Consider the following 15280-nt stretch of genomic DNA (forward strand, 5'->3'; position numbering starts at 1 on the left):
AAGTGATATGTACCCATAATTCTGGACACATATTATGAATTAGGCCGAATGAATGGATGCTTCCCTGTATTTTGCGGGAGGCATCCATTTTGTTTTAGCCTGTATTCGCTTATTGTTATAATAGTCTATATATTCTGCAACTGCTACAGAAAATTCTTCAAAAGATTTAAAATCCTTTTCATGTCCATAATACAATTCATTTTTCAAACGTCCAAAGAAAGTTTCCATAATGCAATTGTCATAGCAATTTCCTTTACGAGACATAGATTGAATAACGCCATGATTAATCAATCTCGTTCTGTAATAAATATGCTGATACTGCCATCCCTGATCAGAATGAAAAATAAGGCCATTAACTCTTTGGAATTTTTTAAAAGCTTTATCCAACATTCGTTTTACTTGTTCCATGTTTGGACTTAATGATAAATCATAAGAAATTATCTCGTTTGTATGCATATCAAGAATTGGAGAGATGTAGCATTTGCCCCAGGAAAAATTAAACTGTGAAACATCAGTTGTCCATTTCTGAAAGGGCGCAGTTGTACTGAAATCCCTGTTAATTAGATTAGCAGCAATTTTTCCAACTTCCCCTTTGTATGAATGATACTTTTCTTTTGGTCGTTTTCCAAATAGTCCCAGAGAATGCATTATTCTTTGAACTCGTTTGTGGTTTACAGTTTTGCCACGGTTTAGAAGTTCTCTGTAAACACGACGTACGCCATATCTTTCTTTGTTTTCTGTAAAAATCTCCAGTATTTCTTGTGCCATAGCGACATTTTTTTCAGCAATAACATCCTTTTTGCTTATTTCAAAGTAATATGTCGATTTTGACATTTTTGCAGCTTTTAAAAGATACCTTAATCGGTATCCTTTTTCTTGGAGTTCTTTGAGGACTTTTGCTTTTTCGCCTTGAGATGTTCGTCCCATTCTGCGTGTCTCAAGGCTATAGATTTTTTTATTACTTCGTTCTCTGCTTTCAGATATTCATTTTCATTTCGTAACCGTAATAGTTCATCTCGTTCTTCTTCTGTAAGAGGTTTCGTGTTTTTTGATTTTTTTTTCATAACTGGATTTTTCCTTGGACGTCCTATTGAAATGCTCTTTAATCCATCATAACCGTTATCTTTATATTTTTTAACCCATTTATGAAGCAGGCCTGAAGCTATACCTGCATTACATGCCGTTTCTTGAATAGAGTTTCCTGCTAAGACTTTTGAGACAAGATTAAATCGTTCTTCTGGCGTCCATTGTTTTTTATGAGACTTATGATGTAATGCTGTTATTCCTTTATGTTCTTCTATCCTTTTCCATCGACGTATCATCTTATGGAAATCTTGTGGATCTTTTATTCCTTCTGGTGTTTCAACCCAGATTCCTTGTTTGTAAAGTTCAATGCATCTAAGCTTGAACTCTAATGTGTAGCGCATAAAAATACCCCTTTTACTTTTGTCCAGTAAAAGGGGTACATATCACAAGTTCGGGGTGACACTTCAACTAACTAACTTTCGTTAACATTTTTATTGTCAAATTTCTCTTCCTATGTTATACTTAATTAAATTTAGTACAAATTTCTTTAAAATTCGTTCACGGGAGGGGACAGATGAACGAATGGCTTAAAAAGGTAACCGATGGACTAAAAAATATGTGGTCCAAATGGAAGCCGATTCAAAAAGTCATATTAATTGGCATAATCGTAGTAGTAATCATAGTCATTGTTGCGTCCGTGAAGGTATCTTCAAAGCCTTCTACTGTCCGACTCTTTAATGCTCCAGTTACAGATCAGACTGCTCTTACACAGATTCTTGACCGTCTTTCTCAGGAAAATGTAAATGCATATACAAATGATGCAGGTTATATTTCAGTTGATGATGATAAGACAGCACGCCGAATGCGTGAAATCCTCATCAGTGAAAATCTTGTTCCTTCATCAGTTGATCCTTGGGCTGGTTTTTATGATAGAAGCTGGTCTACAACAGATGCAGATCAGAACGTAAAACTCAAGAATACAATTCAGAAACAGCTCAAGCAGCATATTGAATCAATCGCAGAAATTCAGCTTGCAGATGTAAATATTGTTTTGCCAGATAATCAGCTTTTTACAGCAGATCAGAATCCTGTAACAGCAAGTGTAATCATTAAAACAACCCCTCAGAGTAACCTGCTTCAGGATAGAAAACGTGTACTTGGTATTCAGCGCCTTATTCTTTCTGCTGTTGAAGGTCTTAAAGAAGAAAATCTTATCATCACAGATGTGGATGGTAATCAGGTAAATGATTTTGAAGGCATGGCAGAAAGTGACCGTGTAAGCATTATCGAAAAGCAGCAGAAGCTTATCCGCAAACAGGAAGTTGAGCTTCGTGCAAAAATCCTTAAGGCTCTTCAGAAAACTTTCCGCGAAGACCGCTGCCGCGACATGAACGTTGCCATTGAAATGGATATGTCTCAGAAGACAAGTGAGGCAACAGTTTATTCTCCAATCGAAATTAAAGCTGATAACCCTGATACTCCTTATGATGACTCAGAATATCGTGATACACTGCCAATCAGTCAGCAGACTGTAACAAAAGAGTGGCAGGGTACAGGTTATAATCCGGAAGGACCAGCCGGTGTAGAAGGACAGACTCCTCCGGTTTATTCTGATATGTCTAACGTAATCGGAAAATCTACAGAGACTGGCGTTACTCAGAATAACGTAATTAATACAAAACAGACATCAGAAATATCTTCTCCAAAAATCGATAAGATTTCGGTTTCTGTCAACCTCGACGGAAAATGGAAGAAGGTAAAAGATAATAACGGAAATCTCATTATTGAAGACGGTGCAATTAAACGTGAATATACTCCGGTTTCTGCAGAAGAAATGGCAGAGGCTGTTCGTCTTATTCAGGGTGCAATTGGTTATGACAGAACCCGAGGCGACAGAGTAGAAGTAACAAACATTGCTTACGACCGTGATGATGAGTTTGAAGCAGAAGATGCAGAGTACTTTGCAGCTATTCAGCGCAGACGTACAATACTTCTTATTCTTATTGCAATTGTTGTTGTTCTTGTTGGCTTTATTCTCTTCCGTATTATCAGCCGCGAAATGGAACGCCGCCGCCGCGAAAGAGAAGCTCGTCTTCTTGCAGAGCAGCAGGCAGCCCGCGAACGCGCACTTTGGGAGGCGAAGGACGACGGTATGGAAGTTACAATGTCCGTCGAAGAAACCCGCCGTATGGAACTTCAGGAAAATGCAATTTCCATGGCAAAGGAACATCCGGAAGATGTTGCTATGCTCATAAGAACATGGTTGATGGAGGAATAGTTTATGTCAGACGAAGCTACAGAAGCACCGAAATCAAATCCAAAGCCGGTACCAAAGCCTGGGCAGCTTAAGCCAGCAGGTTCTGGTTCATCATCAAAAAAAGGCAATAAGGATTATAAAAGTTTAACAGGTCGCCAGAAGGCTGCCATCTTCCTCATTTCGCTTGGACCTGAGGTTTCTGCCGAAATCATGAAGCACCTTCGCGAAGACGAAGTTGAAACACTTACCTTTGAAATTGCACGTCAGGAAAAAGTAAATCCTGAATTTAAAGACGCCGTACTTGAAGAGTTCCAGGAGCTTATGAATGCTCAGAACTTCATCACGACCGGTGGTATCGACTATGCCCGCGAGCTCCTCGAAAAATCTCTTGGTTCTCAGAAAGCCATCGATATCATCAACCGCCTTACTTCAAGTCTTCAGGTTCGTCCGTTTGACTTTATCCGCCGTACAGACCCGGCACATCTTTTGAACTTTATTCAGCAGGAATATCCGCAGACTATTGCCTTGATTCTTGCTTACCTGGAACCTGGAAAGGCTGCCGTAATCATGCAGAACTTGCCAGAAGATATGCAGGCCGAAGTTTCAAAGCGACTTGCAACAATGGACCGTACATCTCCAGATGTATTGCGCGACGTTGAACGCGTATTGGAAAAGAAACTTTCTACACTGTCTTCAGAAGACTACACTGCTGCCGGTGGTGTTGAAGCAATCGTTGAAATCCTCAACCTTGTTGACCGTTCTTCTGAAAAGTCTATTATCGAATCTCTCGAAGAGGACGATCCGGATTTGGCAGAGGAAATCAAAAAGCGAATGTTCGTATTCGAAGATATCGTTATGCTCGACGACCGTGCTATTCAGAAGGTACTCCGCGATGTCGACCAGCAGGAACTCGCAAAAGCGCTTAAATCGGTTGATACCGAAGTACAGGATAAAATCTTCCGTAACATGTCTAAGCGTGCCGCATCTATGCTTAAGGAAGATATGGAATTCATGGGACCTGTTCGCTTGAAGGACGTTGAAGAGTCTCAGCAGAAGATTGTATCTATCATCCGTCGTCTTGAAGACAATGGTGATATCGTTATTGCTCGTTCTGGTGAAGACGAACTTGTATCATAATTTATCAAAAGGAATAAAGTATGGCAAAGGCAGTATTCAGACCTGGTGAAGCAAAGAATATAGAAGAAAAAGTTATGCTTCCTCTCTACAAGGACTACTCTCCAATTGAAGATGTAGAAGTTCAGGAGGAGGAAGAATATACAGGTCCAACTGCAGAAGATTTACGTCGCGAAGCTGAGGAATACAAGGCTCAGTTTGAAGTTGAAAAACAGCAGATGAAAGCTGATGCTCAGAAAGAAGCAGAGCGCATTATTAAAGCTGCAGAAGATACAGCCTTTGCAGAAGTTAAACGCCAGACAGACCAGGCAGCCGTTATTAAAGCTGATGCAGAAAATGACGCAGCCGCAATCATAGAAAAAGCAAAAGCCGAGGCTGCGCAGATTGTTGCAGAAGCTCAGGCTCAGCATGATAAGCTTGTTTCAGATGCCCGTTCAGAAGGTTTTGAGCAGGGAAGTGCAGAAGGTTACGAAAAGGGTAAGGCCGAAGTAGAACGTCTTATTGAAAGAATGCACAAGGTGCTCGAAGCAGTTATGCAGCGCCGCGAAGAAATCCTTCAGGATACAGAAAGTCAGATTGTTGAACTTGTAATTCTGATGGCTCGAAAGGTTATAAAGATTCTTTCTGAAAATCAGAAGAACGTTATTATGGCAAATACAGTTGCTGCTTTGCGCAAAGTAAAGACACGCGGTAATGTAACTCTCCGTGTTAATATTGAAGATGTAAAGCTTACAACTCAGCACGCAGATGAGTTTATTCAGCATGTTGAAAATGTACAGGGCATTACTGTACAGGAAGACTCTGCAGTTGAGAAGGGCGGCTGTATTGTTGAAACAGACTTTGGTGCTATTGATGCACGTATCTCAAGTCAGCTTACAGAACTCGAAAATAAGATTCTTGAAGTTTCTCCTGTTAAAAATATCAAGCGTCAGGATCCTCTTACTTCGGCTGAATAATTCTGTAAAGGGTGGGGGTGTGCCGTGCGTTCTACATATACCGGTGAATTTGATTTCAATAAATATCTCGAAAAAGTTGTTGATGCAGAAACCATTCTTTATACAGGCCGTGTAACTGCAGTAAAAGGTCTTGAGGTTGAAAGCGAAGGCCCTCGTTCTGTAATCGGTGAAATGTGTACAATTAAACTGCGTGATGGAAAACTTCTTCAGGCAGAGGTTGTTGGTCTTAATGAAAAAATCGTAAAGCTTGCTCCGTTTGGTGAAACAAAGGGAATTGAAGTTGGCTGTGAAGTTGTTGCTTCTGGCCGCAGTCTTATGGTTCCTGTTGGACCAAAGCTTTTAGGAAGAATGATTAACGCAATTGGTCGTCCTTGTGATGATAAGGGCGAGATTGTTCCAGAAACTTACTATCCTGCAGTTGCAAATCCTCCGTCTCCAAATGAGCGTACAGATATTAACCGCCGAATCACAACCGGTGTTCGTGCTATAGACTCTCTGCTTACAGTTGGTAAGGGACAGCGTCTTGGAATCTTTGCAGGTTCAGGTGTTGGTAAGTCAACTCTTCTGAGTATTATTGCGCGTAACACAGATGCTGATATAAATGTTATCGGTTTGATTGGTGAGCGTGGTCGCGAGGTTCTGGACTTCGTAAACCGCGACCTTGGTGAAGAAGGAATGAAGCGTTCTGTCCTCGTTGTTGCAACCAGTGATGAGCCTTCGATCTGCCGTCTCCGTGCCGCCCAGGTTTGTACAGCCATTGCAGAATATTTCCGCGATCAGGGAAAAGACGTTATGCTGATGATGGATTCAGTTACCCGTTTTGCTCATGCTCAGCGCGAAATCGGACTTGCAAATGGTGAGCCTCCTGCACAGAAGGGATATCCGCCAAGTGTATTTGATATGATTCCAAAGCTGCTCGAACGTTCGGGTACAAATCAGAAAGGTTCTATTACAGCTTTCTATACAGTTCTTGTTGATGGTGATGATATGAACGAGCCTATTACAGATAAGGTTCGCGGTACTCTTGATGGACATATCGTTTTGAACCGTAAGCTTGCTCAGTCTTATCATTACCCTGCAATTGATGTGCTGCAGTCTATTTCGCGTTTGTCAAAACGTGTAAGTGGTGCGCAGACCCGCAAGGCTGTAGGACGTCTCCGCACCTGGATGGCAACTTACTCAGAAAATGAAACAATGATTACAGCCGGTATTTATGCGAAGGGTAACTCTCCGGAAATTGATGAAGCAATCGACAAGCATATGGCAATTGAAGAGTTCCTCAAGCAGGAAGAATACGAGCCATGTCCAATGCCAGAAACTTTGAAAAAACTTTCGGCTCTCACAGAAATTGAGATTCCAGAAGAAGAGTACGTTGAAGTACCGGCAATTGGAATTCCAACTACCGCGCAAATTGTTGATGCGAATACTCCGGTGGTTGAGTAGCCCGAAGGGCGTATCGAAACCACCTTATGAGCCGAATTTTGTGGTGGTTTCGATACGCCGCTACGCGGCACTCAACCACCGTATTATAAGTTTATGAAGAAATTTACCTTTGAACTCGAAAAAGTCCTCGAATATCGCAACTTCGAAAAACAGCAGGCCGAAGGTGAACTTGCTAAAGCCATTTCTGTAGAAACTGAAATCAATGACAATCTAAAAAAAATCGCACAGAACTATGCCGCCGTAAAAGCTCAGATGAAAGGCAGCCTGAACTTTCAGGATATGATGGCGCAGAGTCAGTACAATAATCTTTTGGAATATCAGAAAGAAGAACTTCTCAAACAGCTTGCCCAGGCCAAACTCGTAACCGAACAAAAACGCGCAGTACTCCGCGAATGCATGAAAAAAACAACCGCTCTCGAAAAGTTAAAAGAAAAGCAGCTTGCCGAATGGAAGCAAGCTGCTGATTACGAGGAGGCCGAGCTCCTCGATGAAGTTAAGAATAAGTTATAGCGGTGGTTTCGACAGGCTCAACCACCGTATTTTCTAATACTTGAAAGCACTACCGCCGATGAACTCGCGGATGATTGAGCGAGGTGGAACGGCGCTTGGCGAGATTGTTGAAAAGTTCTCGAGGAACTGAAGCAGACGTCTTGCCTCAGCATATTCCTTCTGCATTGGTGTTACCTGGCGAAGCAGTGGAGCTGCATAAACACGCAGAACCGCAAGTTCATAATCCAAAGCTGTATTCAAAACTGCATCCGCATTATTCTGGAACGGGAAGATATGAAGCTCTTCACCGCGGCGAACACTCGGCCACATTTCGATAGTTCCAGCAGCTGGTTTACCGCGGAAATTATTGTCGCGTACGATACGGCGAATCAGGCGGTTGTCAGAAGTAGAAATGCGGTTGTGGTCATCAAGATTTAACTGAGTCAGGGCAGAAAGATAAATCTTAAACTTCAATTCTGGAGCAACCTTTGGTGTGAGCTTATCGTTCAAACCGTGAATTCCTTCAAGAATCAAAATCTCATTTTCTTTCAAAGACAATTTATTTTTGTCTTCAAAATATGAAGTTCCTGTATGGAAATCGTAGCTTGGAATTATAACTTCCTTACCGTTGAACAAATCTACAAGCTGATTATTCAAAAGTTCAATATTGAGCGCTTCAAGACATTCATAGTCTGGCTTACCGTCTGCATCAAGCGGAGTTTTGTCGTGGCCAACATAGTAGCAGTCAAGACTGATTACCTTAGGCTGGTAACCCATAGCCTGAAGTTCGAGTGCTAGCTTTTTAGCAGAAGTTGTTTTTCCAGAAGAAGAAGGACCTGCAATCAAAACTACGCGGACTGTTTTTTTATCAACAATCTGAGACGCAATTTTTGAGATGTTCTTCTGCTGATAGATTTCTGTAATTTCGATGAAGTCATTAATCTTACGGCTTCCAATAAGTTCGTTGAGAGAAGCCGCAGAAGTAACGTTCATACGCTTTCCCCATTCCTTATACTTACTGTAAATCTCAAAGAGCTTTGGCTCATCTACAAATTTTGTAAGCTTGTCTGGATCTGAAGATTTAGGGAAGCGAAGAAGGAAGCCTTCACCATATTTCATAAGTTCAAAGGTCTTTAAAACTCCAGTTGAAAGGACAAGAGGTCCAAAATACAAATCAGAAAAATCACCAATTGTGTTAATTTTGATTGTTGGCGGACAGTTGTATTTTATCTGTTTACGTGTTTCTACAAGATTAAGCTTTTCAAAGAGTTCTGCAGCCTTTACGTATGGAATTGTCTCTGTTGTAATTGGAATATCCTTTTCAACAAGAGCCTTCATTTCATCTGTAAGCTGTTTGATTTCTTTTTCTGTTACCTTTTTAGCGCCTTCCAGAGTGTAGTAATAACCGTAACCAAGGCTGTGTCCTACAAGCAGACGTGCCTTTGGAAAAAGATTATGCGCAGCAGCAGCCAGCAAAAGACAAAGTGAGCGGCGATAAACGGCTGCTCCATCCTTTGATTTTGCAGGAATCGGTTCAAGTACTGCGTCATACGTAAGCGGCATATCAAGTGGGCAGATTTCATTGCTGATTCTTACTGCATAAATTTCTTTATCTGGAATACCAAAGTTTCCTGTAAGTACAGAAACTGGTGTGCCATAAGGTACCAGTTTTTTACTAATTTCATTTCCGTCTTTTATAAATGTAATGCTGATGTCATTCATGATTGTTACCTCTCAGTTGTTAATTTTCTCTCCGTTTCTACTATTATAAGGGGTAAAATCTGATTTGTGAAATAAAATCGTGAACGGTGAGGCGCCCCAAGCGTGGAGCCATGCCGAAGGCAGCCACCGCAGTACCGGTGGTTGAGCTTGTCGAAACTACCGGTGCGAGGAGGCCGACCGAAAGGGAGTGGCGGAAGGCGTGTTGGACGGGGGATTTGGGCCTATAATATTGAATAAATTTTGCTTTTGTGGTATTTTATGTTGATAAACTTGTAAATCAAATTTAAGGAGTTCCTAATGTCAGGACATAGTAAATGGGCCACCATTAAACATGCAAAGGGTTTGGCCGATGCAAAGCGTGGTAAGATTTTCACAAAATTTATTAAGGAAATTTCTATTGCTGCACGTATGGGCGGAGGGGATCCTAACTCTAACCCTCGCTTGAGAACTGTAATTATTAAAGCTCGTGCTGCAAACATGCCTAAAGATAACATTGAACGTGCTATCAAGAAAGGTACTGGTGAAGACGGTGGAGCAGCATACGAAGAGTACCTCTACGAAGGTTATGCTCCAGGCGGAGTTGCTGTAATGGTTGAAGTTCTTTCTGATAACAAGAACCGTGCAGCTGCTGACGTAAAAAACATTTTTGCAAAGAACGGTGGAAACCTTGGAACTTCTGGTTCTGTTTCTCGTATGTTCCAGCGCAAAGGTACAATCGAACTTGATGCTGAAAAGGTAAACGAAGACGAAGTAATGGAAGTTGCTCTTGAAGCAGGTGCTGATGATATCGTAAACGAAGATGGAATCATCACTGTAACAACAACTCCAGATGCATTCTCTGGTGTTGCTGAAGCTCTTCAGGAAAAAGGATTTGAAACACTTTCTGCTGACGTAGGAATGGTTCCAGATGCTTATACTCCAGTTGATAAGGATACTGCTGCTAAGGTTCAGCGCCTCATCGATCGTCTTGAAGACAACGATGATGTTCAGAACGTATACCACACAGCTGAATATCCTGATGACTTCGAGCCTGAGGCTTAAGTAATCGCGGTGGTTGAGCCTGTCGAAACCACCAGCTGTAAGAAATCCGTTCCTCTTAAGGAGCGGATTTTTTTTGTCCGATACTATCTATATGAGTGAAAAGTTTACTTCTCTGCCGGGGAGTGAAAAAGCAGATAATATTAGTTCTCAGAATGCAGCCGTGGGGGTGAGGTCTCATGGAATGAACCGTGTGCGCCGAGTGCTTGGAATTGACCCTGGACTTGCGAATACAGGTTTTGGCCTTGTTGATTTTTGCGATGGACGCTACCGCATGGTGAGCTATGGCTGTATCACAACAAAAGCTGACCAGCCGCATGGGGAGAGACTTCTAACTATATATAGCCGTTTATGTGCGGTGATTGATGAGTTTCAACCGGATGAAGCTGGAATGGAAACTCTGTATTTTGCACGAAACGTAACTTCTGCATTGAGCGTGGCAGAGGCGAGGGGCGTGGTAACGCTTTGTCTTGCGCAGCATAATATAAAACTCGGCGAGTATCAGCCGAACCAGATTAAGCAGGCGGTGACCGGAACGGCCGCTGCGGACAAGGAACTGGTGGAGCGGTATGTTAAGATTCTGCTGGGATTAAAAACTGAGCCCAAGCCGGATCATGCGGCCGATGCACTGGCAGGTGCAATTACTCACTTACATTACTCGAATTAGCCGTGGGCCGGTTTTAATTCAGAACAAAACGGTAGCCCGGGCGGCCTTTTTCGTCTTTGTATATTAATCCTAAGAACTGATTATTTTCGTTGAACACGGCGATCTGTGTGTCGGGTGCGAACTCTCTGATGTTCTGGGTGAACATTGAAGTAGTAATTTTTTTGCCGTTGAAGAAGTCGGCCTGTGCCTGGGCGGACGAGATGGTGATGGACTTGAAGCCGCACTCCGCCGCGGTGGAGTGGTCGAAGGAAAGGAGCTTTGTGCGGATTTCTTCCTGAAGAGCCTGTTCTTCTGGTGTCATTACAAAAGGCTTTTTTTCTGATGGCTCTGCTTTGTAGTTTGACGCTTCTTCAACTGCTGAGTTAATTGTAAATGGCTTTAATGCATTGAGTCCTGCGGCATCTTCTATCTTAAAGTTTCCAACCTTTGTTCTGTAGAGGCCTGTAAGGTGTGCTGCGCTTTTGCATTCGTAAGCAATGTCGCGGGCAAGACTTCTTATATAAGTTCCTTTTGAAACTGAAAAATCTATGAGAGCGTATTCTATGAGGCCTTCCTTGTTGGTTTTGAGTTCTTTAATTTCTGCTTTGTAGATTTTTACTGGGCGTGCAGGGATTTCTGCCTGAGCGCCTTTTCGCGCGAGGTCGCTTGCACGTTCACCGTTGATATGAATTGCACTGAAGGTTGGTGGAACCTGCATTGTCTGCTGGCTGATCTTTTCTACAGCTTGGCGGAGGGCGTCTTCTGTTGGGAGTGCCGCTTCCTTAATAACGTTTCCTGTGTATTCGAGTGTATCTGTCTCTTTTCCAAAGTGGATTACTGCCTGGTATGATTTGTCGAAGGCTGTGATGTTTCCTGCGAGTTTTGTGAGGCGGCCGGTGCACACTACAAGAAGTCCTTGTGCAAAACTGTCGAGGGTGCCGGTGTGTCCGACCTTTGTTGTATTTAATGATTTTTTTACGCTGTTAAGAGATGCAAAGGATGTTGGTCCCGGTCTTTTTGCGAGAAGAACTATGCCGTCTGGTGATGATTTTTTTTCCACGGATATAATATAGCATAAAATGAAAGACTCGGGGAATACGGCAGGCAGTTGAGTCTGCGGTGGTTTCGACCCTTCGACCAGGCTCAGGGACCGCAGGCTCAACCACCGTATTCACAAATTTATCACTTTAATGCTTCTTCGAGTACTGAGAGGTTGGCTTCCATAATCGTAAGATATGTTGCCCCGGCTGCAGCCTGCTTTGCAGTTGTAGACTGAATTGAGTCCATTGTGAGAACCTTTGCGTTTTTGTTCTTGCTGTTCTGGATTATTGTGCGGGCAATTTTTCCGTCACCGCTTTCAATTTTAAGAACGCTGTTGAGTCCAAGCTCGTCTACCTTTTTTGCAAGGAAGATGATTGTTTCAAAACTTGCTTCTGTTTCTGCAGAACATCCTACGAAGGCTGCGTAGTAATCGAGGTTGTAGTCGTCTACGAGGTAGCGGAATGGGAAACGGTCGCCAAAGAGAATTGTATTCTTTGAAGCTGACTTTACTGCGGCTGCGAATTTTGAATCGAGGGAGTCGAGACGGGCAGTGTAGGCAGCGAGGTTTGCTTTGTAAGCTGCGGCGTTGGCTGAATCTTTTTCACAGAGAGCTGAGGCGATTTCTGCACTCAGGATTTTTGCGTTTCGGAGCGAGAGCCATACGTGCTCGTCGTATTCAACTTCTTCTTCATCTTCGTCGTCATCGTGATGATGGTGGTGATGTTCTTCTGCTTCGTCGTGGTCATGCTCATCGTGGTCGCCATCGTGGTGATGATGCTCTTCATCTTCGGCCTGCATACCTTCTTTTACTTCTTCGGCTTTTACTTTGTCGCCGAGAGTTTCGAGAAGGTTGATTACTTTCATGTTTTTGTTCTTTGCATTTTTGAGTGCGTCGGCTACCCATCCGTCGCTTTCGCCGCCTACGTAGATGAAAATGTCGGCGGTGGAAATTTTGGCGATGTCCTGGATTGATGGCTGGTAAGAGTGAAGGTCTACACCGTTTCCGAGAAGAAGGGTGAGTTCAACATTGCTTGCCTTGTCACCGAGGATTTCGCGGGTCCAGTCGTATTCCGGGAAGATTGTTGTTACAACTTTTAATTTGTTTGTATTCTTTTCTGTCTTTTTTGCCTTTGCAAAAACTGATGTTGTGAGTAATGTAAGAATTATTAATCCTAAAAATGTTTTCTTTGCTTTCATTTTTTTATCTCCTTTTTGATTCCTTGTGATAAACGTTTTTTAAATGGGCTTGCCCTTCGACTCTGCTCAGGGACCGCCCGAAAAGCTAAATCACAAGTTTTACTTTCTGCTTAACGAGAGTTGCTGGGGCGAGGAGAAGTGCAGAAAGAATAATTACATTAATAAAGAAGATATTGGTAAACTCTACCGATGTCAGAACTGCATTCTGGCCGATTTTTTCTGTGCTATGAATTATCTGAAGTACAAGGCAGATTGGACAGTCTTCCTCATGGCAGACTGCTTCGTGTCCTGTATAAAAAGCTTCGAAGGTGAGGGCGGCAAAAAGTGAGATTGCTGAAATCAGTGCGACAGTTCGCAGAAGTCGGAAAAATTTTTGATTATTCATCTTCCTTTACCTTTTTGTCTGCACAATCTGTGCAAAGTCCATAGAAAACAGTGCGCAACGGATTAATTACAAAACCGTGTTCTGCCTTTAAGTGACCTCCGAGTTCTTCAAGCTCATCGCATTCAAGGTGAATAAGACGGCCGCAGAGTTCGCACTTCAAATGAAAGTGATGGTCATTTTTACTGCATTCTTCGCCCGAGTACTCAAAACAGGCTGCAGAATGGTCATCTATAAAATACTTCTGGATTTCTCCTTCGTTTACAAGCTTTTCGAGCTGGCGGTAAATTGTTGCAATTCCGATTGAGATATTTTTTGCTTCAAAGTGAGCGCGGACATCTTCTGCAGTAAAATGTTTTCCCTGCATTTCGCGAAGATATGAAAAAAGAAGTTCCTGCTGTTTTGTTTTGTAAGCTGCCTTCTGCATTTTATGAAAAGCTCCAATTTGATAACGATTCTCAAATTATACGAATTGCGTAAAAAATGTCAACTGAATTTGAGAATTATTATCAAATTTGAAATTAATCAATAATCTTTATAGCATACATTTCATCGATAACTAAAACCTCGCCTCGCGCAACACTTACTCCATCTTTGATAATTGAGACTGGTTTACCGGGAGTTGTGTCTAAAGGAATTATGTGACCTTCATGAAGCCTCTGTATCTTTTCTGATGGCAGGTATGTTCCTCCCAGTCTTAGCGCAATATAGTGTTCTTCATCATAAGATATTGCTTCTTCTTTTTTTTCGTCATAGATTCTGATGGCATAATTTTCATCTGCTACACATACTTCACCTGTGAACATCACTTTATTATCAACAACTACATTTAATGGTGTGTTATATTTAATTGAAGTCATCAGAATTGTTCCTGGTTCAAGGTTTACTGAATCAGAAATAAAGCGTCCAAATTCAGCATATACATTGTTTTCGTGGGGACGTGATTTTATATCTGTCAGTTCCTGAAGATTTGTATTATCCTTGCCAAAAAGACCTGCTTTACGACACAGGTGTGAAAAGTACGCATAGTTAAACTGAATGTTCATCATGCCACCATCGTTGTCACTTGTGAGTTCAAGAGTTACAAGAACACACATTTCTTCTGGAATCTGACCTGTGGAACATGGAAACAGTGTGTTTATTTCGCTGCTAAAGCTTTTCTCGAATTCTTCCCATGGAATAGATTTATCTGTGTTCTGATAAATTAACTCCTGCATCATTTTGATGAAATGATCAATGAAAATAAGTTTCATACAGTCACTGTCATTTTGTGTAACTTCTGGAAATTTTTCGGTATCTTGTTTTAATAAGATTTTTCCGAAGTGCGGGTCTACTTCAACTGCAAAGCCAGCATTATTATAATCATAAGTATAGAAAAAAGCTCTCTGTGGCACGCATCTCATAAACTCATCATTTTTAAGCTGATCAACTGATAGAATCTGGATTCTAAGCAAATCTGGTCTGTTATTGAATAATTCATTTTTGATTTTTTCACAGAGTAATTCAAACATATTCCAGATTTTACGAAGCTCGTATTTTCCAAATAAATCAGGACGTTTAAAATCATATAGCTTAATTCTGCAGTTAGGATTTTTTAAAAGACTTCTTGATGTATCGGAGTCTTCTCCTGTACTTATTGCGTGAAGTAACTGTTCTATTTCAGAAGCTGTTAACGATTTGTTAGAATTATCTATTTCTTTTAATTCACCTTTAAGCAGGGAATCAACATCTGTGCCGAGAGCTTCTGCAAGGGCGGGGAGGGTGCCAATATCCGGGCAGCCGTCTCCGCGTTCCCATTTACTTACGGTTTTGTCGCTTACGTTTATCTGCGCGGCAAGTTCTTTTTGTGTGAGCCCTTTTTTTGATCTGAGGTAATTGATGATTTTTCCAGTTCTCTGTGCGTCCATAAGCTTCTCCTTATGATTTAAGTATAAGCGGAGAATTTGAAA

15 protein-coding genes are annotated in these 15280 nt (G+C 41.8%); 7 read left to right on the forward strand and 8 right to left on the reverse strand.

Going from position 1 to position 15280, the window contains the following annotated elements:
• Positions 1-39 precede the first annotated feature (39 nt).
• Entirely contained in the window at positions 40-927 is an 888-nt protein-coding gene (locus BM161_RS06065; RefSeq protein ID WP_083425697.1) for an IS3 family transposase, read from the reverse strand.
• Positions 858-1427, reverse strand: coding sequence for a helix-turn-helix domain-containing protein (locus BM161_RS06070; RefSeq protein ID WP_074931124.1), 570 nt, complete (start codon positions 1425-1427; stop codon positions 858-860). The genes BM161_RS06065 and BM161_RS06070 overlap by 70 nt, the downstream gene beginning before the upstream one ends.
• Before the next feature lie 173 nt (positions 1428-1600).
• Between BM161_RS06070 and fliF the strand changes: the two genes are divergently transcribed.
• From fliF to fliJ, 5 genes are all read left to right on the forward strand, one after another.
• Positions 1601-3304 (forward strand): flagellar basal-body MS-ring/collar protein FliF, encoded by a 1704-nt coding sequence (fliF, locus tag BM161_RS06075; protein ID WP_074931125.1) that lies wholly within the window; start codon positions 1601-1603, stop codon positions 3302-3304.
• A gap of 3 nt (positions 3305-3307) precedes the next feature.
• Positions 3308-4420: a flagellar motor switch protein FliG gene (gene fliG, locus BM161_RS06080; protein ID WP_022930906.1), complete on the forward strand. Its 1113-nt coding sequence runs from the start codon at positions 3308-3310 to the stop codon at positions 4418-4420.
• A gap of 20 nt (positions 4421-4440) precedes the next feature.
• Positions 4441-5373, forward strand: coding sequence for a flagellar assembly protein FliH (gene fliH, locus BM161_RS06085; RefSeq protein ID WP_074931126.1), 933 nt, complete (start codon positions 4441-4443; stop codon positions 5371-5373).
• Between the two features lie 24 nt (positions 5374-5397).
• Entirely contained in the window at positions 5398-6816 is a 1419-nt protein-coding gene (locus tag BM161_RS06090; RefSeq protein WP_074931127.1) for a FliI/YscN family ATPase, read from the forward strand.
• A gap of 93 nt (positions 6817-6909) precedes the next feature.
• Complete coding sequence (gene fliJ, locus BM161_RS06095) at positions 6910-7326, forward strand: flagellar export protein FliJ (protein WP_074931128.1); 417 nt, start codon at positions 6910-6912, stop codon at positions 7324-7326.
• 33 nt (positions 7327-7359) lie between these two features.
• Here the strand turns inward: fliJ and BM161_RS06100 are convergent, their stop codons facing one another.
• Positions 7360-9027, reverse strand: a complete 1668-nt coding sequence (locus BM161_RS06100; RefSeq protein WP_074931129.1) for a nucleoside kinase — start codon at positions 9025-9027, stop codon at positions 7360-7362.
• Between the two features lie 297 nt (positions 9028-9324).
• Between BM161_RS06100 and BM161_RS06105 the strand changes: the two genes are divergently transcribed.
• Positions 9325-10068: a YebC/PmpR family DNA-binding transcriptional regulator gene (locus BM161_RS06105; RefSeq protein WP_074931130.1), complete on the forward strand. Its 744-nt coding sequence runs from the start codon at positions 9325-9327 to the stop codon at positions 10066-10068.
• A 181-nt stretch (positions 10069-10249) separates the two neighbouring features.
• Positions 10250-10732 (forward strand): crossover junction endodeoxyribonuclease RuvC, encoded by a 483-nt coding sequence (gene ruvC / locus BM161_RS06110; RefSeq protein WP_074931323.1) that lies wholly within the window; start codon positions 10250-10252, stop codon positions 10730-10732.
• Between the two features lie 13 nt (positions 10733-10745).
• Here the strand turns inward: ruvC and truB are convergent, their stop codons facing one another.
• The 5 genes from truB to BM161_RS06135 form a co-directional block, all read right to left on the reverse strand.
• Positions 10746-11771, reverse strand: coding sequence for a tRNA pseudouridine(55) synthase TruB (gene truB, locus BM161_RS06115; protein WP_074931131.1), 1026 nt, complete (start codon positions 11769-11771; stop codon positions 10746-10748).
• A gap of 122 nt (positions 11772-11893) precedes the next feature.
• The gene (locus BM161_RS06120; RefSeq protein ID WP_074931132.1) at positions 11894-12949 is read right to left on the reverse strand and encodes a metal ABC transporter substrate-binding protein; all 1056 of its coding nucleotides are present in this window, start codon (positions 12947-12949) and stop codon (positions 11894-11896) included.
• A gap of 85 nt (positions 12950-13034) precedes the next feature.
• A complete protein-coding gene (locus tag BM161_RS06125; protein WP_074931133.1) occupies positions 13035-13334 on the reverse strand; it encodes a hypothetical protein in 300 nt (99 codons plus the stop codon).
• Positions 13327-13758, reverse strand: a complete 432-nt coding sequence (locus tag BM161_RS06130; RefSeq protein ID WP_074931134.1) for a Fur family transcriptional regulator — start codon at positions 13756-13758, stop codon at positions 13327-13329. Before BM161_RS06130 ends, BM161_RS06125 begins: the two co-directional genes overlap by 8 nt.
• A 94-nt stretch (positions 13759-13852) precedes the next feature.
• Positions 13853-15238 carry a FliM/FliN family flagellar motor switch protein gene (locus tag BM161_RS06135; protein ID WP_074931135.1) on the reverse strand — a complete coding sequence of 462 codons (1386 nt, stop codon included), beginning with the start codon at positions 15236-15238 and terminating at the stop codon, positions 13853-13855.
• Positions 15239-15280 lie beyond the last annotated feature (42 nt).

This window comes from Treponema bryantii (genome assembly GCF_900113965.1).
GTDB lineage: Bacteria > Spirochaetota > Spirochaetia > Treponematales > Treponemataceae > Treponema_D > Treponema_D bryantii_A.